We start from the raw sequence: 21,814 nt of genomic DNA on the forward strand, positions 1-21,814 counted from the left end.
GCCGGGGCCCGCCGGTCAGGCCGCGATCGGGGCCGTGACGTCAGGCGGGTGGTCTCAGGCGTCGCCGCGGTGGGTGCCGCGCTTCTCGCCGTCGACCTCGCCGTTGGTCTTGCTCTCCTCGAGGTCCGAGTCGACCTTGACGGTCGTCGGCTCGACGTCGGAGTTGCGGTCCTCACCCTTCAAAGACTGGGCCACGTCACCGGCATCGGCCGAGCCGACGGTGTCGGACACGGTCGAGGAGTCGGTCTCCGAGGAGGCCGAGGCGGGGTAGTGCGCACGGGCGAAGTCCGCCGGGGGAGCCCACGGGTCCTCCACCGGGCGGGTCTTCTGCCAGGCCACGTACCCGGCGGCGGCCCCGGCTGCAGCCAGGCCCAGGACCAGCAGCACCTTGCCGGCGCCGCCCTTCTTCTTCTGCGGGGTGGGGGTCAGCGCAGCGGCGCGGATGTCCGCCTGGCCCTTGTCCAGCTCCGCCCGGGCCGCGTCCACAGCCGCGCGCAGCACGTTGTTCGTGGTGCTGGCGGTGCGACGGGCACGCGGGTAGTAGTCGTCCTGCAGGTCGTGCATGAACTTGTCGGCGAAGGGGCCGACGGCGGCGGTGAGGCCCGCGATCTTGTCGCCCTGGTGACGCAGCTTGTCCTCGACGGCCGGACGCACCTGGTCCACCAGGCCGCGGCTGCGGCTGCGGGCCTCGCGAGCGCCCTCGGACACGACCGGTCCGATGGCCGCGGCGAGCTTCTGCAGCTCGATGATGGCCTTCTCCGCCTGCTGCTGGGTCGAGCCGGCAGCGGCTGCGGTCTTCTTGGCCTGCTTCTTGGCCTTCTTGGTCTCCCGCTTCGTGGTCAGCGCCATGAGGGATTCCCCTTTCGGTCTGTATCCGCCGGATCGGGCCGACGGCGGTCCCTGGACCCCCGCATCCGGGTGGACGCGGCGGATCCGTGTGGCACAACTCTAACGCGTGCCCGCATCCCGGTTCCCAGCCGAACGGTATGTCCGACGGGAGTGCGGACCCGGCGGTGACGCATCAGCAGGGAGCCGGCAGGGACGTGCGCGGCCCGCCGTCGCGGGCCCCTGGCCGTCCCACGGCGGTGTGCGAGGATGACGCCATGTTCGCAACTCTGCACACCAACCACGGGGACATCCGCCTGGAGCTGTACCCCGACCACGCCCCGAAGACCGTCGAGAACTTCGTGGGCCTCGCCGAGGGGACCCGCGAGTTCTCCGACCCCGAGAGCGGTCAGAAGGTCACGCGCCCCTTCTACGACGGCGTGATCTTCCACCGCGTGATCTCCGGGTTCATGATCCAGGGCGGTGACCCGCTGGGCACCGGCACCGGCGGCCCCGGCTACACCTTCGACGACGAGATCTCCGAGAAGAACTTCAACGAGCCCTACGTGCTGGCCATGGCCAACGCCGGCAAGCGCATGAACGCCATCACCGGCCGCCCCTCCGGCACCAACGGCTCCCAGTTCTTCATCACCGTGGGCCCCACCCCGCACCTGCAGGGCAAGCACACCGTGTTCGGTGTCGTGGCCGACGAGGACTCCAAGAAGGTCGTCGACGAGATCGCCGCCACCAAGACCGACATGCGCGACCGTCCCCTCGAGGACGTCGTCATCGAGTCGGTCACCGTCGAGCGCTGAGCGCGCCCTGATCCCGCACTGACCGCGCGCCCGTCGGCGCGACCGTGACGCCCCGCCCGGAGCACCAGCTCCGCGGCGGGGCGCTGCCGTCATGCCCCGTCCCGCTTCCGACCGATCGACCCGGCCCGGCCCTCCCCACCGCGGCCGCAGGCCGATAGCCTCCGACCATGACGCAGCGACACCTGGCCGGAGCCCGCATCCTCGCGCAGGGCCTGGTGGGCCCGGTCCGCTTCCGCACCCCGCTGGAGGCGGCCCGCTCCTTCGGCGCCCACCAAGGGCAGGACCTGCCCGGCGTGATGGCCTCCCTGGCGCTGCGCACCGGCGGTGACCTCACGCGCGTGTACGCCGCCTTCGACAGCGGGCTGATCGTGCGCGGCTACCCGATGCGCGGCACCGTGTTCGCGGTGGCCGCCGACACCCTCGCGTGGCTCACCGAGCTGTGCGCGGGCGCCTCCGTGCGCTCGGCCGTCAAGCGCCGCAGCGGCCTGGGCCTGGAGGAGGAGCACTTCGGCACCGCCCGGCGGGTGCTCGAGGAGCTCGCGGCTGAGCAGTCGGACCCGGGCGTGGGCCGGGGCGTGCTGCGCGGGGAGCTGATGGCGGCCTGGCAAGGGGCGGGCCTGGCCACCGACGACGGTCGCGGCTACCACATGCTCACCCACTTCCTCTCGACCGGGGTCGCCGCCTACGGCCCCTGGCGCGACGAGGGGGAGACCGCCGTGGTGCTGGCCCAGCGGTGGCTGCCCCGCGGATCCGATCTCGAGGGCACCTTCGGCGGGGACGAGACCGCCGCCATCGCCGAGCTGGCCCTGCGGTACTTCACCAGCCACGGCCCGGCGACCGTCCGGGACCTCGCCTGGTGGTCCAAGCTGCCGATGAGGCGCATCGACCAGGCCCTGGGGCAGGTGGGCGACCAGCTCGAGCACGGCTTCGCCGACGCGAAGGGCGTCGTGCACTCCCAGCCCGGCCGGGCCACGGGCGGCGACGGGGAGAAGCTGTGGTTCCGGCCCGGCCTGCTCGAGGAGTACGCCGAGCACGAGAAGGAGACCATGGCCGAGCTGCTGCTGCCCGGCTTCGACGAGCTGGTGCTGGGCTACCGCGACCGCCTCTACCTGATGGACGAGGAGCAGCACCGCGCGCTGGTACCGGGCAACAACGGGGTGTTCAAGCGCGCGGCCCTGCGGCGCGGCGCGCTGGTGGGCACGTGGGGCCGCACCGGCGCGGCCGGGAAACGACGCCTGGACCTGAAGGAGCTCGCGGAGGTCACCCCCGCCCAGAAGCGCCGCTTCGAGAAGCTGTTCCAGGCGTTCCCGTACACGGTCGTGTGAGCGCCCACCGCGGGCGGGGCGTCCGGTCCAGGGCGGTCGTGTAGGAATGACCCCATGAACCGCCCCACCTACGGCTACAGCGCACAGGACGTCCCGGACCCGCAGGGCCAGCCCGTCTGCCCCCGCCATCCGGACACCGTCAGCTACGTGCGCTGCAAGCGCTGCGAGCGTCCCGCCTGCCCGCAATGCCAGCGCCCCACCCAGGTGGGCGTGCTGTGCGTGGACTGCGAGAGGGACATCGCCCGCCAGCAGGCCGGCACCCGCCCCCGCAACGCGATGGGGGCGTCGGCGGGGCGCCGCACCCCGTACGTCACCTACACCCTGATGGGCCTGTGCGTGCTGGCCTTCCTGGGGCAGGCGCTGGCCCCGCACATCGTCACCCAGTGGGGGATCTTCGCGCCGTTCCGAGCGCTGGCGATGCCGTGGACCTTCCTCACCGCCGGGTTCCTGCACGGCGGCGTGATGCACCTGGCGCTGAACATGTGGGCGCTGTGGGTGGTGGGGCAGTACCTCGAGCAGACTCTGGGCCACACCCGCTACGCCGGGGTGTTCCTGGCCTCCGTCCTCGGCGGCCACACCGCGGTGTACGTGCTCGCGAACCCGATGACCCTGGAGTGGACCACCGCCACCCTGGGTGCCAGCGGCGGAGTGTTCGGACTGTTCGGCAGCATGTTCATCGTCAACCGCCGCCTGGGTGGCCAGAGCGCCCAGATCCTGGTGCTGATCGGCCTGAACCTGCTGATCACCTTCACTGTCCCGAACATCTCCTGGCAGGGCCATCTGGGCGGGCTGCTGGTGGGCACGGCCCTGGTCGCGGCCATGTTCGCGCTGCGGCCCAAGGCCACGCACGGCACCGACCGCCAGGCCCTCGCCCGGCGCTCCGCCCTGATCCACGGGGCCCTGATCGCCGGTGCGGTGCTGCTGTGCGCGGTGGCGGTGGTGCTGAAGGCGCTCACCGTCCCCTACTTCTGAGCCGGCCGAGGCCTGCTGTACGAGAGTGCCCTGCAGAACATTCGCGCAGGGCACCGCAGAATGACACCGGTGTGACTATCCCCAGCTGTGGACAGGATTGTGGATGAACCGGGGTGCGCGGGGGATTTCACGGTCTTGCTGTGGACAACCGGCGTCGCGTTGTGGATCGCTGGGGACCGTTGAGGGCCGCGAGATGCGGGCGGCACTCCGCGAAGCACGGGGACCTGCGCCACGGGACCTGGGGAACTACATCCTTGTGATTCATCCCCAGATGTGGAGAACCCTGTGGATAACTCTCCCCTGGCGCCGCGAGCCGTGGGCCGGGTGCCGTGTGCAGTGCACCGGTACCGGGGCGGTCAGTGCTCGGCGCCGCCGGTGAGCACCACGTCCTCCGGGGTCGCCAGACAGGTGCGGACGGCCCGCACCAGCGCCCGGGCGGAGTCCTCCACCGGCAGGTCCGCGGCCGCCGGCAGATGGACGAAGCCGCCCCGCATGCCGGCCAGGCCGGGGTCGGTGGCCAGCAGGTGCAGCAGGCGGTAGAACACGTCGTTGCACACGTAGGTGCCGGCCGTCTGCGAGACCGCCGCCGGGATCGCGGGCTCCTCGGCCAGGGCGGCCACGATCGCCTTGATGGGCAGGGTGCTGAAATGGCCGACGGGACCGCCCGGCACCACGGGCTCATCGACGGGGCGGTCACCGGAGTTGTCCGGGATGCGTGCGTCGCGCACGTTGATCGCCACCCGCTCCGGCGTGACGGCGCGGCGTCCGGCCGCCAGGCCCGTGGCCACCACCAGGCCGCAACGGTGCTCGCGCACGGCCGCCTCCAGCAGGTCCCCAGCGGCGTCGAACTCGACCGGCAGCTCCAGCTGCGCCACCTCGACGCCTTCCGCGCGCAGCTGCGCGGCGGCGGCCTGGACGGCCTGCCAGGACTCGTTGATGTCGGCCCCGTCGAAGGGGGCGAAGCCGGTCAGCAGCACGTCGACGGTCATGGATCCACGGTAGGAGCCTCACTGCCGCAAATCGGGGAGGCGCGGCACGGCGCGAGACGGCACGGCGCGGCGAGACGGCACAACACGGCGCGGGGGAGGCGGGGGCGGGGATCGCGGGTGGGCAGTTGCCCGGAGTCCACCCGCGACGGGCAGACACAGCGGCCCATCTGCGCCATGCTGGGACTCTCCGCTCCCAACGCCTTTGGCGTGATCCAGCTCACGTGAGCGCGGTCGGCTCAACTTTGGAATAGGGAGGGAGCGCACCGCGTTGACCCTGCCGAGAGCAGGAGGAGCTACGGCCCCTGCTCGACCGCACACCGATACCTCAGGAGGCACATCATGGCTCGCAGCTTCACCCCCTTCCAGGAAGTGGACCGCTTCTTCTCGGATCTCGCCCGCACCCCGGCCTCGGTCGGCATGCCGATGGATCTGTACCGCGAGGACGACCGCTTCGTCGCCGAGATCGACCTGCCCGGCGTGGACCCCGCCAGCGTGGACGTCGACGTCGAGGACCGCACCCTCACGGTGCGCGCCGAGCGCAAGGCCTCGGCCTCGAACGACGCGGAGCGCTCCTGGCTCACCCGTGAGCGCCCCACCGGCACCTTCGCCCGCCAGCTCACCCTGGGCAGCCGGGTCTCCCTGGACCGCATCGAGGCGGAGTACAGCGACGGCGTGCTGCGTCTGACCATCCCCATGGCCGAGGAGGCCAAGCCGCGCAAGATCAACGTGGCCCACACCGAGCGCTCCGCGCAGCCCTCGGTGACCTCCGGGCAGGACACCGCCCCCGCCCCCGAGGGCCGCACCATCGAGGGTGAGCTCAACAGCTGACACCCCCGGATCACGAGTCCCCCGGCTCGCGGCGGGAGCCGGGGGACTCTGCCTTGCATGCCGGCCCGAGCGGCCGGGCGGGCCCACGGCGCTAGGATCGCGCGATGACCGCCCTGCCCAGCCCGCTGCCCGACCTCTATCCGCCCTTCGGGCTACGCATCACCGCCGGCCCCCTCACCCTGCGTCCCCTCCGGGACGAGGATCTGCCGGAGTACGCCGCTCTGCTGCACCGGCCGATCTTCGCCGACATGGACTCCGACCAGGTGTTCCCCTGGTACGACGTGGACCCCGACGAACGAGTGGCGCGGTCCGTCCAGTTCCAGTGGCAGCTGCGCTCGAAGGTCGGCCCGACCGATTGGAACCTCTCCTTCGGCATCTTCCACCAGGAGCGGCTGATCGGCATGCAGGACCTGGGCGCCTCGCACTTCGCGGTGCGGCGCGTGGTGGGCTCCGGCTCCTGGCTCACCCTGGATGAGCAGGGCAAGGGCCACGGGACGCTCATGCGGCAGGCCGTGCTGGTGCTGGCGTTCGACCACCTGGGCGCGCAGCGCGCAGAGACCAGCGCCGTGGTGGGCAACGGCGCCTCCTACGGGGTCTCCCGCAGCTGCGGGTACCGCGAGGACGGTCTGCTGGTGGTCGAGGAGAACGGCCGTGCCAAGACACAGCAGCGCTTCAGCCTCACCCCCGAGCGTTTCCGCAGGCCCGACGTGGCCGTGGAGGTCGAGGGCCTCACGGGGGCCCTGCGCGGTCTGCTGGGAGCCGGCGGCTGAGGGGGAGCCCCCAAGGGCTGATCAGTGCGGGGCCCGCACCCGATCCGGCATGGTGAACTGCGCCGACGGGGCCAGCAGCTGACCGGTCTCGATCAGGCCCGTGCAGGCGAGATCTTCGCCATCGGCCTGCACCCGCGCCAGGATCGGCTCGGCCCAGGTGCCGTACCCGGTGTCGCCCCAGGCGGCCAGCTCCACCGCCGTGCGGTCCGGCTCGATGGGATCGGACCGCACCCCGGCCACGCACAGCTCGAGGGCGTCCTCGGCAGGATCCGTCGCGGTGTCGTCCAGGTCGAACAGCCGCCCGCCCAGCACCACCAGCCGCGCCCGTCCCCACACGGCGTCGTAGGTGCCGCTGACCAGATCGGCGAGCTGCGCCGCCCTCGGTCACGTGCATCTCCTTCGACGGGGGCCGCTAGCATTCTCGCGTGAAACCGTTCCTGCTGCTGACCACCCGTCCCGAGGACGACGTCGCCCGGGCCGAGGCCGCCTCCTTCCAGCGCTTCAGCGGTCTGGGCCACGACGACCTGCGCTGGGTGCGCATCGAGCGTGAGGACGCCCCGGCGATCCGCGCCGAGGAGATCTCCGGCATCTACCTTGGCGGCAGTCCCTTCACCGTCTCCGACCCGGCCGAGACCAAGTCCCCGCAGCAGATCCGGGCCGAGAGGGCGCTCGCCGCGGTGCTCGATGAGGTGATGGAGCAGGACATCCCCTTCCTGGGCGCCTGCTACGGCATCGGCACCCTGGGCAGCCACGTGGGCGCCACCATCGATCGCACCCACGGCGAGCCGCTGGGCGCCGTGCCCATCACGCTCACCGAGGCCGGGCGCGAGGACCCCGTGGTCATCGAGGCGGGCCTGCCCGAGGTGTTCACCGGGCTGGTGGGGCACAAGGAGGCGGTCACCGCCCTGCCCTCCCATGCCACCGTGCTGGCCACCGGCGAGCACTGCCCGGTGCAGATGTTCCGCGTGGGCACCCGCCAGTACGCCACCCAGTTCCATCCCGAGATGGATGTGCCCGCCGTCATGGAGCGCGCCCGCGCCTACCGCGACCACGGGTACTTCGACCCCGATGAGATGGAGGACATCTTCGCCCTGCTGGGTCGGCGCACCGCGGATCACCCGCCCCACCTTCTGCGTGCCTTCGCGACCGTTCACGGCTGCGGCAGGTAGTGTCCGCTGCGTGCCCCGATTCACCCGTGAGCAGGTCCGTCGGCGCCAGCGCATCGCCGTGGCCATCCTGGTGGCCGTGCTGCTGCTGGTGATCGGCGGCTGCACAGCCCTGGTGGCGAACCTGAGAGGCGGGGACCGCCCGCACCGCGCGGACGATGCCGCCATGACCGTGGGCAGCACCCCCGCCGGCGCCCCCGCCCTCACCCAGCTGCCGGAGGAGACCCAGCTGACCGCGGACGAGGCGATGGGCATCGACGTCTCCAGCTACCAGCGCGACATCGACTGGGAGCAGGTGGCCGGCGACGGCTACGTGTTCGCCTACATCAAGGCCACCGAGGGCAGCGGCTTCACCGACACCCACTTCCGCCTGAACTGGGACGGGGCACGCGCCGCCGGGATCACCGTGGGCGCCTACCACTACTTCACGCTGTGCTCCCCGGGCGCGGAGCAGGCCGCCTCCTTCCTGGCCGCCGCACCGCCCGACGACACTGCCCTGCCGCCCGCCCTGGATCTCGAGTTCGACGGGGCCTGCGAGGAGCGACCAGAAGCGGTGGACGCCCAGGCGGAGATCGACGCCTTCACGCACGCGGTGGAGAAGGCCTGGGGCAGGCGCATGGTCATCTACTCCTCCAGCGAATGGCGCGACCACTACGGCCTGCCGGTGGCGGACTCCCGCCCCGACTGGCTCTACTCCGACCGCGGGCGCCCCTCCCCGGAGGACTGGGCCGTGTGGCAGCTGCGCTTCGACGGCACCGTCTCGGGGATCGAGGGCCCGGTTGACATCGACGTGGTGCGCATCGAGGTGCTGCGCGAGCACGCCGCGATCCCCCGCGAGGAGGACCTGGAGCTGCCGGCGCCCGAGGAGGGGCAGTCCTGAGGGGGTCGCCCGCCGCCTCACTCGCCCCGGCACCGACGGCGATCTCGGTGAGCCGCTCGTTGCTGAGGCCCTCGGCACCGGGCTGGTCCTCGAACAGGGCCTCCTCCACCGGGAACCACGGCGCCGGGTCCTCCGCGCAGGCGCACACCGCCGCATTGGCGGCGCGACCCGAGTAGCCGGCGGGGGAGGTGCTCATGGGTGGCTGCCTTCGGGGAGTGCGGATGGCGCCCTCAGTATCGCGCCCGCTCCTCCAGTGCGTCGAGGTCCGGCAGCGCCACCGCTTCCCCCGCCGGGATCACCAGGCCCTCGTCCCGCAGACGGGCCAGGGCGCGGGAGAGCGACTCCGGGGTGGTGCCCAGCAGGGCGGCCACGTCCCGCTTGGGCAGCGGCCAGCGCACCAGCGGATGCCCCTCGGCCGTCGTCGCCTGCGAGGGCAGGGCGAGCAGGTACTCCGCCACCCGCACCGGCACCTCCGCCCCCGCCAGCGCGAGGCGGTTCTCGCTCGCGACCAGACGATCGCTCAACGACCGCAGCATGGCCACGGAGATCGCGGGGAACCGCCGTACGAGCGTGGCCAGGTCGCGGTGGTCGAACACGCACATCTGCGCGGGCTCGAGCGCCTGCACCACGAAGTCCGGCCGGGTCCCGGTGAGGAAGGTGTGCTCGCCCACCACGTCCCCGGGCCCCACCACGCGCAGCAGGTGCTCGCGACCAGTGACGGAGGTGCGCTCCAGCTTCAGCCTCCCGCGGTGCACCACGAACAGGCGTCGCAGCGGGTCGTCGGCCCGGTACAGCAGCTGCCCGCGCTCGAGGTCCACGGGGTGGGCGAAGGAGGCCACCGCCTGCTGGTCCTCGGGGCTCAGCAGGGAGAAGATCGGCACCCGCGCCACGCAGGTGTCACGGGGTGCACCGGCGGGCTCGGGCAGGCTCGCCGGCGACATGCTGCTCGGATGCGGGCTGCTCGGCGGGGCGCTCGCCGGAGTTGGGCTGCTCGGTGGATCGGTGGCCATGGCATCACTGTGGCATGCGGCCCGGCAGCGTCGCTTGACCGACGTCAAGGCACTGCGGTTCTGACGGATCTAAGTTTCCTGTCATGAGCGGAACGGCCGCTCACCCGACCGGAAGGAACCCCATGACCACCGACGACACCACCACTGCTGCCCCCGCTGCCACTCGTACCGTGCTGCGCGCCGAGGGCTTCTCCTGCCCCTCCTGCGTCTCCAAGATCGAGAAGGCCCTGCGGTCCCTGCCGGGCGTCTCCAACGCCACCGTCCACTTCGCCTCCTCCCGCATCGAGGTGAACCACGACCCGTCCGTGACCGGCGTCGACGAGCTGGTGCACGCCGTCGAGCGCGCCGGCTACACCGCCCGCCCCTCCGCCTTCTGAGCCGCCCGCCCCGGGAAAGGACCGATCATGAGCAGCCCCAGCCCCATCCTCGACAGCGCCCCGTCGGCGGGACCCGATCCCGACATCGCCCGCGCAGCAGGGTCTTACGCGCCGGATTCTCCCGGCGGCAGCCGGCGACCCGGCCCCGCAGGGCCCACGGGCAGGCCCGCGCGTCGCGGGCAGGGGCTGCTCCCGGTCCGCGCCTGGGTGCGCCCCGGCATCGCCGCCGTTCTGATCGGCCTGTCCTGGCTGCTCGACGCCCTGACCGGCTCCCCGGCCACCGGATCGGTGCTGCCGGGGCCGGCCGGCCTGCTGATGGTCGGTGCGGCCCTGGTGAGCGGCACCCCGATCCTGATCGCCGCCGTGAGGGCGCTGCGCCACCGGGTGGTCGGCATCGACCTGCTGGTCTCCATCGCGACCATCGGCGCGATCGTGATCGGCGAGTACTGGGAGGCGGCGGCTGTCACCACCCTGTTCGCCATCGGCCACGCCCTGGAGAAGGGCACCCTGCAGCGCACCCGTCGGGCCCTCACCGACCTGGTGAGCACCGCCCCGGAGCAGGCCGTGGTGCTGCGGGACGGCACCGAGCAGACCATCGCCGCCACCGAGGTGCGGCAGGGGGAGCAGGTGCTGGTGCGCCCCGGCACCAGGGTGCCCGTGGACGGGCACGTCCTGGCCGGCCGCGGCGCGATCGACGAGGCCGGCATCACCGGCGAGTCCGTTCCTGCCGAGAAGTCCGAGGGGGACCCCGTCTACGCCGGCACCGTCGCCACCGGTGGACTGCTCACCGTGCTCGCCGAGGGCATCGGCGCGGACACCACGCTGGCCCGCATCATCCGCCGGGTGGAGGAGGCGCAGGACGCCAAGGCCCCCACGCAGGCCTTCATGGACCGCTTCGCCCGCTGGTACACCCCGGCGATCATCGTGCTGTCCGTGGTGTTCGGGGTGCTCACCGGGGATGTTGAACTGGCGCTCACGCTGCTGGTGATCTCCTGCCCCGGCGCGCTGGTGATCTCCATCCCGGTCGCGATCGTGGCGGGCATCGGCCGCGGTGCGCGCGACGGCATGCTGATCAAGGGCGGCGAGCACCTGGAGACCTCCGCCCGGATCGACACCGTGGCCCTGGACAAGACCGGCACCCTCACCACCGGGCGGCCCGTGCTCACCGACGTGCTCCCACTGCCGGGACGCACCCGCGAGGAGGTGCTGCTGTGGGCCGCCCGCGCCGAGCTCACCAGCGACCACCCCCTGGCCGCCCCCGTGGTCCGGGCCGCCCGTGCGGAGGGCCTGGACCTGGGGCAGATCCCCGAACAGGCCGACGCGGTGGTGGGGCGCGGTGTGCTGGCCCGCCACGGCGGCCATGCGATCACCGTGGGCAGCCAGGCGATGCTGCACGAGTCCGACATCGGGGGCAGCTCCGAGCGGCGAGAGGCGATCGACCTGGCCGACGAGACCGCGCGGCGCGGCCGCACCCCGATGATCGTCACCCTCGACGAGACGGTGCTGGGCGTGATCGGACTGGCCGACACCCCGCGGGCCGAGGCCGCCGACGCGATCACCGCCCTGCGCCGCGCAGGAGTGCGCGAGGTCGTGATGCTCACCGGCGACCAGCCCCGCGTGGCTCAGGCCGTGGCCGCGGAGGTGGGCATCGACACCGTGCACGCCGGTCTGCTGCCCGAGGGCAAGCTCGATCAGATCGCGGCGCTGCAGGCGCGCGGCCGCACCGTGGCGATGGTGGGCGACGGAGTCAACGACGCCCCCGCACTGGCCTCGGCCGACATCGGCGTCTCGATGGGGGCCGCCGGAAGTGCGGTGGCCATCGAGACCAGCGACATCGCGCTGATGCGGGACTCGCTGCCGGCCCTGGCGCAGTCGCTGCGACTGGCCCGCCGCACCGTTGCGGTGATGCGACAGAACATAGTGATCGCCCTGGCCACTGTGGGGATGCTGCTGCTGGGTGTGCTGCTGGGAGGGGTCACCATGTCCCTGGGGATGCTGGTGCACGAGGCCAGCGTGCTGCTGGTGATCGTCAACGCCATGCGCCTGCTGCGACCCGTGCGCGGCTGACGGCGGTGCCGCCCCGAGCCGTCAGGGAGCCACCCGCGCCTCCGGCCCTGCTCAGGGCTGGAGGCGCTCGCGCTGCCAGCCGCCGCCGTCAGGCCCGCCCGGCCTGCGGTACACGATCCTGTCGTGCAGACGGTTCTCCCGGCCCTGCCAGAACTCGATGCGATCCGGCACGATGCGCAGCCCGCCCCAGTGCCTCGGGCGCGGCACCTGCCCGCCCTCGAACCGCGCCTGGGCCTCGGCGTACTGCTCCTCAAGCACCTCACGGGAGGCCACGGGCCGTGACTGCCGGGACGCCCAGGCGCCGATCTGCGAGCCTCGGGGACGGGAGGCGAAGTAGGCATCGGCCTCCTCCGCGTCGACCTGCTCGACCTGCCCCTCGATCCGCACCTGGCGCTGCAGCGGGAACCACGGCAGCAGCAGGGACGCCACGGGGGAGGCAGCGACCTCACGGCCCTTGTCCGAGTCGAGGTTGGTGTACACGACGAAGCCGCGCCGGTCCCGGGCCTTCAGCAGCACGGTCCGCGAACGGGGGCGGGCCCGGTCGTCGGCATCGGTGCTGATGGTAGACAGCACCACGGCGGTGGGCTCGGGTAGATCGCCGTGGCTGTCGCGCCGTTCGAAGGCCTCGGCCATCCAGGCGTCGAACAGGGCCAGGGGATCGGGGGCGGCCTCATCGGCGAGGCGACCGGTGCGGTACGGCATGCGCTCGGCGGCCAGGCGGGTGGAGGGGTCCTGGGCGTTCATGGCTGTGAGTCCTTCCCATGATGGTGCGCGCCGAGACCCTCCCTGATCGCCCGGGCGATCTCCAGGGCGGGGGCGCCGAACCAGTGCTCGTGGTCCTCCAGCAGACGGGCGTAGGCGTCCCGCCAGCTCTCCACGTGCACGCGGGCGATGGCCGGGGCGTCCTCGAGGCGCGGGGTGTCGATGGTGAAGCCGGGCGCGGTCATTCCCTGATCGTAGGCATCTCGCCCGGTGCCGCCGGCGCGCGGCCCGGAGTGGTCGAGTCCTGGACTTCCCACAAAGTAACTGCAACCCGTAGTATCAAGAACAGTGGGCGCCGCTCGACCGCGCCCACGCCGAGCACCGACATCGAAGGAGAAGCCGTGCCCGAGGCCGTGATCGTCGCCGCCGCCCGTTCCCCCATCGGCCGCGCCCGCAAGGGCTCGCTCAAGGACGTCCGCCCCGACGACCTCGCCGCCCAGATGGTCCGCGCCGCCCTGGACCAGGTGCCCGAGCTGGACCCCTCCACCCTCGATGACGTGCAGCTGGGCGTGGGCCTGCCCGAGGGGATCCAGGGCGCCAACCTGGCCCGCATCGTCGCGGTGCGCCTGGGCCTGGACACCGTGCCCGGCAGCACCGTCAACCGCTTCTGCGCCTCCAGCATCCAGACCACCCGCAACGCCTTCCACGCCGTGCTCTCCGGCGAGGCCAGGGCCGTGGTCTCCGCCGGCGTCGAGTCGCTGACCATGGTGCCCGGGAAGTTCATCGACGACGAGTTGCGCGACCCGATGTACCAGCAGGCCTGGGAGCGCACCGAGCGCCGTGCGACCCGCCAGATCCCCGCCCCCTGGCACGACCCGCGCGAGGACGGCGAGCTGCCCGACCCGTACATCCTGATGGGCCAGACCGCCGAGAACGTCGCCGAGCTGCGCGGCATCAGCCGCCAGGCGCAGGACGAGTACGCAGTGCGCTCCCAGAACCGTGCCGAGGCCGCCCGCGAGGCAGGATTCTTCGACCTCGACATCACCCCCGTCACCACCCCCGACGGCACCCAGATCACCACGGACGACTCCCCGCGCTCCGGGGTCACCCTCGAGGCCGTGGCGGGGCTCGACCCCGTGTTCCGGCCCGACGGCACCGTCACCGCCGGCAACTGCTGCCCGCTTTCCGACGGGGCTGCCGCGCTGGTGGTGATGGACCGAGACCGCGCCGAGGAGCTCGGCATCACCCCGCTGGCCCGCATCCTGGCCACCGGCGTCTCCGGCCTCAGCCCCGAGATCATGGGCCTGGGCCCGGTGGGGTCGACCCGCCGCGCACTGGCGCTGGCCGGCCTCACCATCGACGACATCGACCTGGTCGAGTTCAACGAGGCCTTCGCCGCCCAGGTGATCCCGGCGGCAGAGGACCTCGGCATCGACCACGACAGGCTCAACGTCCACGGCGGCGCCATCGCGCTGGGCCATCCCTGGGGCTCCACCGGCGCCCGCATGACCACGACCCTGATCAACGGCCTGCGCGCGCGAGACGGCGAGCTGGGCCTGGCCACCCTGTGCGTCGGAGGCGGACAGGGCATGGCCCTCATCATCGAGAGGATGAACTGATGACCACCACCGAGATCGCTGATGCCCCTGACGCCCCGGACCCCGCTAAGACCGCCGCCGGCCCCGGCCCCGTGATCTCCCTGCCCGACGCCGAGGCGAGCACCGCCGAGGCCCTGCTTCCCCGCACCGCCGACCACTACGCCCTGTTCCAGGACGTCGACCGCGAGGATCTCGAGGCCTGGCGGGTGGCCCGCTCCTTCGCCCCCGAGGTGCTGCCCCGTATCGACGAGTGCTGGGACCGCGGCGAGTACCCGACCGACCTCATCGCCCGCCTGGGCGAGCTGGACCTGTTCACCGACGGCATGGACATCCCCGGCCACCGCCGCCTCAGCCCCCTCGCCACCGGCCTGGTCACCATGGAGCTGTCCCGCCTGGACGGCTCCGTGGGCACCATGGTGGGCGTCCAGGGCGGGCTCGCCCTGCGCTCGATCGTGCTGCTGGGCTCCGAGGAGCAGAAGCAGCGCTGGGTGGAGCCCGTGGTGACCGGGCAGGCCTTCGCCGCCTTCGCCCTGACCGAGCCCGACCACGGCTCCGACTCCGTGTCCCTGGAGACCACCGCCCGTCGTGACGGCGAGCAGTGGGTGATCAGCGGCCAGAAGCGCTGGATCGGCAACGGGGCCGACGGCCACCTCACCGTGGTGTGGGCGCGGGTGGACGACCCCTCCGACGATGCCCTGCACGGCCAGGTCTCCGGCTTCCTGGTCGAGCAGTCCCTGCCCGGCTACGAGGCGCAGGTGATCCGCGGCAAAGTGTCCCTGCGCGCCATCCACCAGGCCCACATCCATCTGGCCGACGTGCGCGTGCCGCTGGATGCGCGCCTGCCCGGGGCCCGTTCCTTCAAGGACACGTCCCGGGTGCTGTTCGCTACCCGCGCCGGGGTGGCCTGGGGAGCGCTCGGCCACGCCGTGGCCTGCTACGAGGCCGCCCTCGAGCACGCTCGCACCCGCGTGCAGTTCGGACGCCCTCTGGCCAAGGCCCAGCACGTCCAGGTGCGTCTGACGGACATGCTCGCCACCCTCACCTCCATGCAGCTGCACTGCCGGCGCCTGGCGGACCTGGAATCGGCCGGCAGCCTGCGGCCCGAGCAGGCCTCGCTCGCCAAGGTGTTCTGCACCCGCTCGGCCCGCGCCATCGCGGCCGACGCCCGCGACCTCCTCGGCGGCAGCGGGATCCTGCTGGAGAACCAGGTGATCCGCCACATGGCCGACATCGAGGCGCTGCACACCTACGAGGGGACCGACACGATGCAGTCGCTGATCGTCGGCCGGTCGATCACCGGGACCAGCGCGTTCGCGTGATCGTCGAAGTTCCGTGACTCGGGAGGCGATGGGGAGTGCTCCCCATCGCCTCCCCTGTCAGCACGGGCTAGCGTCGGCGCCGAGAGACGATGACTCGAGTGACGGGGCGGGGCATGAACTTTCTCGGACAGGACACAGAGGCAGTGCGCGGCTGCGCGACCGCCTTGACGCGAGGGCAGACAGCGATCACGCAGGTCGTCTCCGACCATCCGCTGGAGAGGCAGACCAGCTGATGCAACGGACGGACGTCGGGACCAAGACCCTGACGCGGCGAGCGGCGCTCCTGCTCACCATGAGCGTGGTGACCGGATGCGGGCTCACACAACCTGCGGGTGAAGGAGAAGGTGTCATGGAGCTGACCTCGGGAAAGGCGATCGACGACGCGATCGGTCCTCTGTGGGAGGGCGGTGGTGAGCGTGCTCTCGCCGACGTGGTCGACGTGGAGTTCGACGAGCTGATGGTGTTCCCGGAGGCCACCCCCGCAGAACGCGTCAACGAGGCGGCCGGCACGAAGCTGCTCACTGGGAAGTACTACCAGTCCTCCACGCAGCTGTTCCTCTTCCGCGCGGGCGGCGCCGGTGTCCTCGCCGCGATGGTCTCCTCCGACGTGTTCGCGCACGAGGTGCAGAACGCGACCTTCGGCCCCGAGGTGCGGATCGTCGCGCCCGGCGGGAAGCAGCTGATCACCCTCGAGGGCTGAGGCCGCGTCCCTGCAGGAGCGCCATCGCCGGTGAGCCGCTGCACCTCGCGGAGCGCTGAGCGCGCAGGACGCCGGGGCCTGGAGCTCAGCGGGCGGACCGGGGAGACGCGGCGACGGTGAGGGAGCAGGCAGGATCTGCGATGCTGGAGCAATCGCAGCGGTGGGATCAGGAGAGGCGGAGCGGATGCGGAGGCGAGTGCTGATGGCTGGAGGGCTTGCGGGCATGGTGGCCGCACTTGTGGGCTGCGGGCGCCTGCTGCCGTCGCGCACGGACTCGTTGAACGACCCGGTGGAGGAGTTCGAGCATGTGACCTCCTCGGAGATGGAGACCAGCGGCGGCGGGACCATGCGCACCAGCCTGCGCGGAGACATCCACTTCGACGTCGGGCAGGATCAGCTTCTGGAGGCCCTGGATCCAGTGTGGCGGGAGGTGACCGAGTACGTCTTCGAGCTCGACGACGGGTTCGAGATGCGCAGAGTCCTGGTGGTCGCCCACGGGGCAGATGGCTCCACCGTCGCGCCGAAAGAGCTGCTGGGCTCCGAGTATGCCGACCAGGACGCGGCCGTGCACTTCGGAGACTTCTTCGAGCACTACGGTCTGATCTGAGCGCTCCGAGGGGGCCGGATCGCGTCAGATCCGGCGGGCATCGATGACCACGTCCTCGGTGAGTGTGACGTCCTCGCCGATGTACAGACCGTCCATGCGATCCGCCTTGTCCGCCAGGGTCGGATGGTCGGGATGCTGGGTGAGAGTGCCGTAGTAGCCGGACGTATCCGAGTAGGAGCCGTCGCGACTGCGGTGCACCGACTCATGCGCGTTGTGGGCCGCGTCCGGCTGCGGGAAGTCCGGGTTCTCGTGCGGAGTCTGCATGTGCACGTCCTGCACGTTCTCCGCCGGATTGCCGCCGGGATGACGGAAGGAGCGCCCCTCGAGATCGAGCGTGGGGACGAAGTCCCCGTCGGTCCCCTCGTTCTGGACGTGCTGGACGTTGACCACATCGGTGGAGCTCTGCGCCGGGGTGTAGGTCTGCACCGGGGAGCCGACGGACAGGATGTCGGTGACGTTGTAGGTGCCCGCGGCGCCGGTGGAGGAGTTGAAGGCGGGATCGTCGGCCAACTGCGCGGCGACCAGGCCGCCCTGGGAGTGCGCCACGAAGGCGACGTCCGAGCCCGGGGGGATCCCGGCCTCCTCCATCGCGGCCGTCACGGCGTTCGCCCCGGCATTCTCCCGTCCCGCCATCGCGTAGATGTTGTTGGCCCAGCCGAAGGGCTGGCCCTGCCCGTTCCATCCCTCGAGGGTCCCCGGGAGACCGCCCTCCTCCGACCACAGGTCCGCACCCTGGGTCGGTGGCACGTGCACGATGTACCGCTCGGTGCCGTCGGCACCCTGGATGGTCTGGATCCGGATCTGTGCCGAATCCTCGGGGTCGTACTCTCCACCCGGCGGCACGGTCGTGATGTCGCGGCGGGTCTCGTCGTTGTCGAGGACGAGGTCGGCCAGATCCTGCGGGGCTTCGCTGTCCTGCACGTGGCGGGGCTCCTCGCCGAGCTCGATCTCGGATCGCTCGTCGAGGATCTCGATGTCCCCGTCGGGCAGGCCGTCGAAGAGGTCGCCGAGCGGTCCGGGCAGCCCCTTCAGGGTGTCGCGTCCGCCCTCGAGGAAGCCCTCGGCCCCTTCAGCGAGGTCGACGACGCCACCCGCGATCATCTCCGCCCAGGGGGTGTCGGGGAGCAGGCGCTGGAGCCCCTCGGGCAGCCCGCGGATGCCCTCGTCGAGCCGGTCCAGGAAGTCGGTGACGTCCTCGGGCAGCAGGCTCTCGGGGTCACCGCTGCCGTCGCCGCCGGGCTCCGAGGCCGCATCCTGCTGGTCGGCCTCCGCCTCCAGGTCGAAGCCGAGCCCCTGGAGGCGCTCGCTCAGCGAGCTGACCTGCGGACCGACCCGACCGGCCCATTCCTGGACGAAGCCCTCGCGGTCCGGTCCCACCCAGTCGACGCCCTGCACGAACGCGTCGATCTCGGCATGGAGCTCCTCGACCCGCTGGGATTCGGTGCGCAGGTGCTCGGCGTGGGTGCGCGCCTGCCCCGGATCCATCCCCAGGAAGCCGCTCATGCCGCACCTCCCGCCGTCGAGTGCGCCCGGGCGATCCGCGTGCCCTCCTGCAGCAGCGGGATCACGGTGCCGAAGAAGTCCCCGTCCTCGACCGGGTGCACCCCGGCGAGGGGGCCGGCCGGACCGTCGGCGCTGTAGAGACCCCGCTCCCCGCTGGTCCACCGGCGCAGGAGGGTCACGCTCTCCTCCGGGGCGGGCGGGATGAGATGGATCGCGAGGCTCGCCCGATCACCCGTGCTGGTCAGCGCATCGCGCAGACCCGGATCGAGATCCGGGAGCGCAGCGATGGCGCTGTCGGCGGTGTCGCCGTGCTCGACGGCGCTGCGGATCTGCTCGACCTGTGCACTGCTCAGCTGCAGACGAGTGGCCTTCGAGCGGGTGGTCATCGACGCCGGGGCCGCCAGCCGGGATCCCGGAGGGGCCATCGATATGACGATCTCGGGGAGCGCCTCCGCGTCCACCGGCGACCAGCCAGCCGCTCCGTCGCCTCGCCGGGCGCAGACGACGGCGCCCTCGGCATCGACGGAGATCTGCAGCTCGGTGCGCGGGCCGTCGGCGGGGGTCACGGCGATCGCGGCGACGCACGGTGCAGTCAGAGCACGCCGGAGGAGCGCCGCATGCTCAGGATCGTGCTCGGCCGCTCCGGGGGAGGGGGCATCGGGCACGATGATCATGGTCTGCCACAGCGGATTGAGGTCCGCGCCGTCGGCGCGTGCCTGTGCGGCCGTCTCACGCACCAGTGCGCTGTCGAGAGAAGCGGTGAACACAGCCATCGGGTCCCCCTCAGGAAGGCGGTCTGTGCTCTTGGAGCCTAGAGAGCCCGATGCGTGATGACCATGGGGAGTTGTCCCCACCCCGCGGCTCGGCCACGACGTCACGACCCGCACCGGTTAGGCTCGCACCGTGCGCGGACTTGCGAAGGGCGGCGAGGCATGAGGAGGCGGACGGTGATGGCAGGAGGGCTCTCGGGGCTCGTCGCCGCCCTGGCAGGGTGCGGCCGGCTCGGCCCCTCGGAGAAGGAGCGGCTGAACAGTGAGGTGGAAGCTGTCTCGGGTGTCACCAGCTCCGACATCGGCCGCACCGGCGGTGGTGGGCTCCGCACGGGCCTCTCGGGCGACATCCACTTCGATGCCGGTGAGGACGAGCTCCTCGACGCCCTCGATCCTGCATGGCGCGTGGTCACCGAGTACGTCTTCGAGATGGACGAGGGGGAGGGGAACCGGGAGGTCCACGTGACCGCGAACGGGTCCGACGGCTCCACGCTCGCCCCGAAAGCACTGCTCGGGCCCGAGTACGCCGACCAGGTGGAGAGAGTCACCTTCGGTCACTTCTTCGAGCACTACGGGCTGAGCTGAGGCGGGGCGCTGCCGCTGTCGGCCGCAATCACCGGAGGGATCCGGAGGGCCGCAGATGAGGAGACTCTGCAAAGAAGACTTCCCAGGATGGTCAAGAGTTCAGTGACCATCGTGCCGGTGTTCATGATCATCCGCGGGCTGGGACTGTCGGATACCCTGCTGGCGCTGATCCTCCCGGCCATCCCCACCGCCTTCGGCACCTTCCTGATGCGCCAGTACTTCCTGGGCCTGCCGCTGGACCTGGGCGAGGCAGCCGCGATCGACGGTGCCAGCCCCTGGCGCACCTTCTTCTCCATCTATGCGCCGCTCGCGCTGCCCGGAATGGCGATCGTGGGGGTACTGGCGTTCAACTTCCACTGGAACGAGTTCTTCCGTCCGCTGATCTTCATGATCTCCGAGGAGAACTACACCCTCCCGCTGGGCCTGGTGACCCTTCAGGGCAACCTGGGCACCGGTTCGATCTCGATCGTGCTGGCCGGCGTGATCCTCTCGATGATCCCGGCCGTGGTGGTGTTCTTGTTCGGCCAGCGCTACCTGCGCGAGGGCCTCACCGCAGGCGCCTCGAAATGACCATTCCCCACGAACCTCGACGACCAGGAGTTCCCGGCTTGACCAGCGCCCTTCACTTCCCCGCCCTGCACCGCACCCACCCCCGGGGGTGGATCAACGACCCCAACGGCATCATGCGCGTGGACGGTCGCTGGCACGTGTATTTCCAGTACAACCCCCATTCCGCCCGTCACGAGAGGATCCACTGGGGACACATGTCCTCGGCGGACCTTGCGCATTGGCGCCCGGAGCCGCTGGGGCCCGTTCCACGGGACGGCGAAGCCGATGCCGACGGCTGCTGGAGCGGTGTGGGGCTCCTGGATCGGCGGATGGATCCGGCCGGTGTGCCGACCCTGGTGTACTCAGGGGTCGACGGTCAGGGTGACAACGCCTTCTCGCGTGTGCTGGTGGCGCGGGCCGACCGAGCCCTGGAACAGCTCGTGGACCCGGGCCGCGTGGTCGCCGAGGTGCCCCCGATCCCGGGCCTGATCGGGGTGCGGGATCCGTTCGTGTTCGAGTTCGAGGGGCGGCGCTGGGCGATCCAGGGCGCCGGGGTGCGGGGTGAGAGCGGCGTGACTCCCGTGATCCTGCTGTTCAGCTGTGATGATCTGGAGCAGTGGGAGTACGTGGGCGAACTGCTGCGCGGGGATGATCCCGTGGCGGCCGAGCACGCCCCGGCCGAGCTGTGGGAGTGCCCCCAGTTGGTGCGGGTGGGCCAGCAGTGGGTGCTGATGCTCTCGCTCTGGTACCGGCCCGAGGTGGTGGCCCGCTCCACTGTCCAGGTGAACTACCTGCTGGGTGAGCTCGAGGCCGACGGTCGCGGGTGCCCGCGCTTCCACGCTCGCAGCGGTGGGCGCGTGGATGAGGGCCCGGACTTCTATGCGCCCCAGGCAGTGGTGGACGCGGAGCGGGACCGAGTGCTGCTGTGGGGCTGGTCCTGGGAGGCCCTGTCGCGCACACAAGCGCAGACCGATGCCCAGGGATGGGCAGGATGCCTCACCTTCCCCCGCGTGCTCTCCGTGGAGGGGGACCGACTCGTCACCGGGTTTCCTCCCGAGCTGACCGCGCTTCGCGGCGCGCCTCTTCTGATCGATCAGGCAGGGGGCGGGCGGTCCCGGATGGAGCTGTCCGGTCCGTACCGTGCGGAGTTCCAGGTCGAGGGGCCCGTCACCGTCGACCTGCTGTCTGCGGACGGCACGCTCACCGAGCTCCTCGCGCATGACGGGGGTGGGGCATCCTTGATGATCGACGGCGGGATCCTAGAGCTTCTCCCTGCTTCCGGAACCGGACGCACCATGCGGTTCTACCCTTCCGAAGGGGATCGGGTCCTGGTACGAGGAGCGCTCATCGGTGGGTGGGAGCTGGGTTCTCAAGGTGCGAGCGTCTGAAGCCCCGTCGCCGCTCACATCCGTGACCGATCCGTGATGTGTCACCCCCACCCATAAAGGTAAAGACTT

At 71.6% G+C, this 21,814-nt stretch carries 23 protein-coding genes and 1 pseudogene; 16 read left to right on the plus strand and 8 right to left on the minus strand.

Annotated features, from left to right (window positions below; genetic code table 11):
* Nucleotides 1-54: 54 nt before the first annotated feature.
* Nucleotides 55-849, minus strand: coding sequence for a hypothetical protein (locus tag M4D54_RS06970; protein ID WP_259890784.1), 795 nt, complete (start codon nt 847-849; stop codon nt 55-57).
* A gap of 254 nt (nt 850-1,103) precedes the next feature.
* On the opposite strand from M4D54_RS06970, the gene M4D54_RS06975 reads away from it, so the two are divergent.
* The 3 genes from M4D54_RS06975 to M4D54_RS06985 all read left to right on the plus strand — a co-directional run bounded on the left by M4D54_RS06975 (nt 1,104) and on the right by M4D54_RS06985 (nt 3,937).
* Nucleotides 1,104-1,640 carry a peptidylprolyl isomerase gene (locus M4D54_RS06975; protein WP_259890786.1) on the plus strand — a complete coding sequence of 179 codons (537 nt, stop codon included), beginning with the start codon at nt 1,104-1,106 and terminating at the stop codon, nt 1,638-1,640.
* 167 nt (nt 1,641-1,807) lie between these two features.
* A complete protein-coding gene (locus M4D54_RS06980; RefSeq protein WP_259890788.1) occupies nt 1,808-2,965 on the plus strand; it encodes a winged helix DNA-binding domain-containing protein in 1,158 nt (385 codons plus the stop codon).
* A gap of 54 nt (nt 2,966-3,019) precedes the next feature.
* Nucleotides 3,020-3,937 carry a rhomboid family intramembrane serine protease gene (locus M4D54_RS06985; RefSeq protein ID WP_259890789.1) on the plus strand — a complete coding sequence of 306 codons (918 nt, stop codon included), beginning with the start codon at nt 3,020-3,022 and terminating at the stop codon, nt 3,935-3,937.
* A 356-nt stretch (nt 3,938-4,293) separates the two neighbouring features.
* Here the strand turns inward: M4D54_RS06985 and M4D54_RS06990 are convergent, their stop codons facing one another.
* Nucleotides 4,294-4,926: a pyroglutamyl-peptidase I gene (locus tag M4D54_RS06990; RefSeq protein ID WP_259890790.1), complete on the minus strand. Its 633-nt coding sequence runs from the start codon at nt 4,924-4,926 to the stop codon at nt 4,294-4,296.
* A gap of 339 nt (nt 4,927-5,265) precedes the next feature.
* On the opposite strand from M4D54_RS06990, the gene M4D54_RS06995 reads away from it, so the two are divergent.
* Both M4D54_RS06995 and M4D54_RS07000 read left to right on the plus strand, forming a co-directional pair.
* A complete protein-coding gene (locus M4D54_RS06995) occupies nt 5,266-5,754 on the plus strand; it encodes an Hsp20/alpha crystallin family protein (RefSeq protein ID WP_193866856.1) in 489 nt (162 codons plus the stop codon).
* Nucleotides 5,755-5,858: 104 nt separating this feature from the next.
* Nucleotides 5,859-6,524, plus strand: a complete 666-nt coding sequence (locus M4D54_RS07000; RefSeq protein WP_259890791.1) for a GNAT family N-acetyltransferase — start codon at nt 5,859-5,861, stop codon at nt 6,522-6,524.
* A gap of 21 nt (nt 6,525-6,545) precedes the next feature.
* On the opposite strand, the gene M4D54_RS07005 is transcribed toward M4D54_RS07000, so the two are convergent.
* Nucleotides 6,546-6,860, minus strand: a complete 315-nt coding sequence (locus M4D54_RS07005; protein ID WP_259890792.1) for a hypothetical protein — start codon at nt 6,858-6,860, stop codon at nt 6,546-6,548.
* Between the two features lie 89 nt (nt 6,861-6,949).
* Here M4D54_RS07005 and M4D54_RS07010 point away from each other — a divergent pair, with 89 nt between their 5' ends.
* Nucleotides 6,950-7,693, plus strand: a complete 744-nt coding sequence (locus tag M4D54_RS07010) for a glutamine amidotransferase (RefSeq protein ID WP_259890793.1) — start codon at nt 6,950-6,952, stop codon at nt 7,691-7,693.
* Nucleotides 7,694-7,703: 10 nt separating this feature from the next.
* Nucleotides 7,704-8,570 (plus strand): GH25 family lysozyme, encoded by an 867-nt coding sequence (locus tag M4D54_RS07015; RefSeq protein ID WP_259890794.1) that lies wholly within the window; start codon nt 7,704-7,706, stop codon nt 8,568-8,570.
* Nucleotides 8,571-8,800: 230 nt separating this feature from the next.
* Here M4D54_RS07015 and M4D54_RS07020 read toward each other — a convergent pair whose 3' ends face one another.
* Nucleotides 8,801-9,511, minus strand: a complete 711-nt coding sequence (locus M4D54_RS07020) for a Crp/Fnr family transcriptional regulator (protein WP_259890795.1) — start codon at nt 9,509-9,511, stop codon at nt 8,801-8,803.
* Nucleotides 9,512-9,702: 191 nt separating this feature from the next.
* Between M4D54_RS07020 and M4D54_RS07025 the strand changes: the two genes are divergently transcribed.
* A complete protein-coding gene (locus M4D54_RS07025) occupies nt 9,703-9,957 on the plus strand; it encodes a heavy-metal-associated domain-containing protein (RefSeq protein WP_259890796.1) in 255 nt (84 codons plus the stop codon).
* Between the two features lie 27 nt (nt 9,958-9,984).
* Nucleotides 9,985-12,024, plus strand: coding sequence for a cation-translocating P-type ATPase (locus M4D54_RS07030; RefSeq protein WP_259890797.1), 2,040 nt, complete (start codon nt 9,985-9,987; stop codon nt 12,022-12,024).
* A 51-nt stretch (nt 12,025-12,075) separates the two neighbouring features.
* On the opposite strand, the gene pdxH is transcribed toward M4D54_RS07030, so the two are convergent.
* Entirely contained in the window at nt 12,076-12,768 is a 693-nt protein-coding gene (gene pdxH / locus M4D54_RS07035) for a pyridoxamine 5'-phosphate oxidase (protein ID WP_259890799.1), read from the minus strand.
* Nucleotides 12,765-12,971 carry a hypothetical protein gene (locus M4D54_RS07040; RefSeq protein WP_259890801.1) on the minus strand — a complete coding sequence of 69 codons (207 nt, stop codon included), beginning with the start codon at nt 12,969-12,971 and terminating at the stop codon, nt 12,765-12,767. Before M4D54_RS07040 ends, pdxH begins: the two co-directional genes overlap by 4 nt.
* 156 nt (nt 12,972-13,127) lie before the next feature.
* Between M4D54_RS07040 and M4D54_RS07045 the strand changes: the two genes are divergently transcribed.
* From M4D54_RS07045 to M4D54_RS07060, 4 genes are all read left to right on the plus strand, one after another.
* The gene (locus M4D54_RS07045) at nt 13,128-14,345 is read left to right on the plus strand and encodes an acetyl-CoA C-acetyltransferase (RefSeq protein WP_259890802.1); all 1,218 of its coding nucleotides are present in this window, start codon (nt 13,128-13,130) and stop codon (nt 14,343-14,345) included.
* On the plus strand, nt 14,345-15,643 hold the full coding sequence (locus tag M4D54_RS07050) for an acyl-CoA dehydrogenase family protein (RefSeq protein ID WP_259890803.1): 1,299 nt from the start codon (nt 14,345-14,347) through the stop codon (nt 15,641-15,643). The genes M4D54_RS07045 and M4D54_RS07050 overlap by 1 nt, the downstream gene beginning before the upstream one ends.
* A 349-nt stretch (nt 15,644-15,992) precedes the next feature.
* Nucleotides 15,993-16,343 carry a hypothetical protein gene (locus M4D54_RS07055; protein ID WP_259890804.1) on the plus strand — a complete coding sequence of 117 codons (351 nt, stop codon included), beginning with the start codon at nt 15,993-15,995 and terminating at the stop codon, nt 16,341-16,343.
* A 202-nt stretch (nt 16,344-16,545) separates the two neighbouring features.
* The gene (locus tag M4D54_RS07060; RefSeq protein WP_193866422.1) at nt 16,546-16,950 is read left to right on the plus strand and encodes a hypothetical protein; all 405 of its coding nucleotides are present in this window, start codon (nt 16,546-16,548) and stop codon (nt 16,948-16,950) included.
* Between the two features lie 24 nt (nt 16,951-16,974).
* Here the strand turns inward: M4D54_RS07060 and M4D54_RS07065 are convergent, their stop codons facing one another.
* Together M4D54_RS07065 and M4D54_RS07070 are read right to left on the minus strand one after the other, a co-directional pair.
* Nucleotides 16,975-18,453, minus strand: a complete 1,479-nt coding sequence (locus M4D54_RS07065) for a hypothetical protein (protein ID WP_259890805.1) — start codon at nt 18,451-18,453, stop codon at nt 16,975-16,977.
* A complete protein-coding gene (locus M4D54_RS07070) occupies nt 18,450-19,226 on the minus strand; it encodes a hypothetical protein (RefSeq protein ID WP_259890806.1) in 777 nt (258 codons plus the stop codon). Before M4D54_RS07070 ends, M4D54_RS07065 begins: the two co-directional genes overlap by 4 nt.
* Before the next feature lie 177 nt (nt 19,227-19,403).
* Here M4D54_RS07070 and M4D54_RS07075 point away from each other — a divergent pair, with 177 nt between their 5' ends.
* From M4D54_RS07075 to M4D54_RS07085, 3 genes and pseudogenes are all read left to right on the plus strand, one after another.
* The gene (locus M4D54_RS07075) at nt 19,404-19,808 is read left to right on the plus strand and encodes a hypothetical protein (RefSeq protein ID WP_259791325.1); all 405 of its coding nucleotides are present in this window, start codon (nt 19,404-19,406) and stop codon (nt 19,806-19,808) included.
* Between the two features lie 87 nt (nt 19,809-19,895).
* Nucleotides 19,896-20,378, plus strand: a pseudogene (locus M4D54_RS07080) (carbohydrate ABC transporter permease); the annotation flags it as partial.
* A gap of 38 nt (nt 20,379-20,416) precedes the next feature.
* Nucleotides 20,417-21,745 carry a glycoside hydrolase family 32 protein gene (locus M4D54_RS07085; RefSeq protein WP_259890807.1) on the plus strand — a complete coding sequence of 443 codons (1,329 nt, stop codon included), beginning with the start codon at nt 20,417-20,419 and terminating at the stop codon, nt 21,743-21,745.
* The last annotated feature ends 69 nt before the right edge of the window (nt 21,746-21,814 follow it).

The sequence above is a fragment of the Brachybacterium sp. p3-SID1565 genome, assembly GCF_025143785.1.
GTDB lineage: Bacteria > Actinomycetota > Actinomycetes > Actinomycetales > Dermabacteraceae > Brachybacterium > Brachybacterium epidermidis.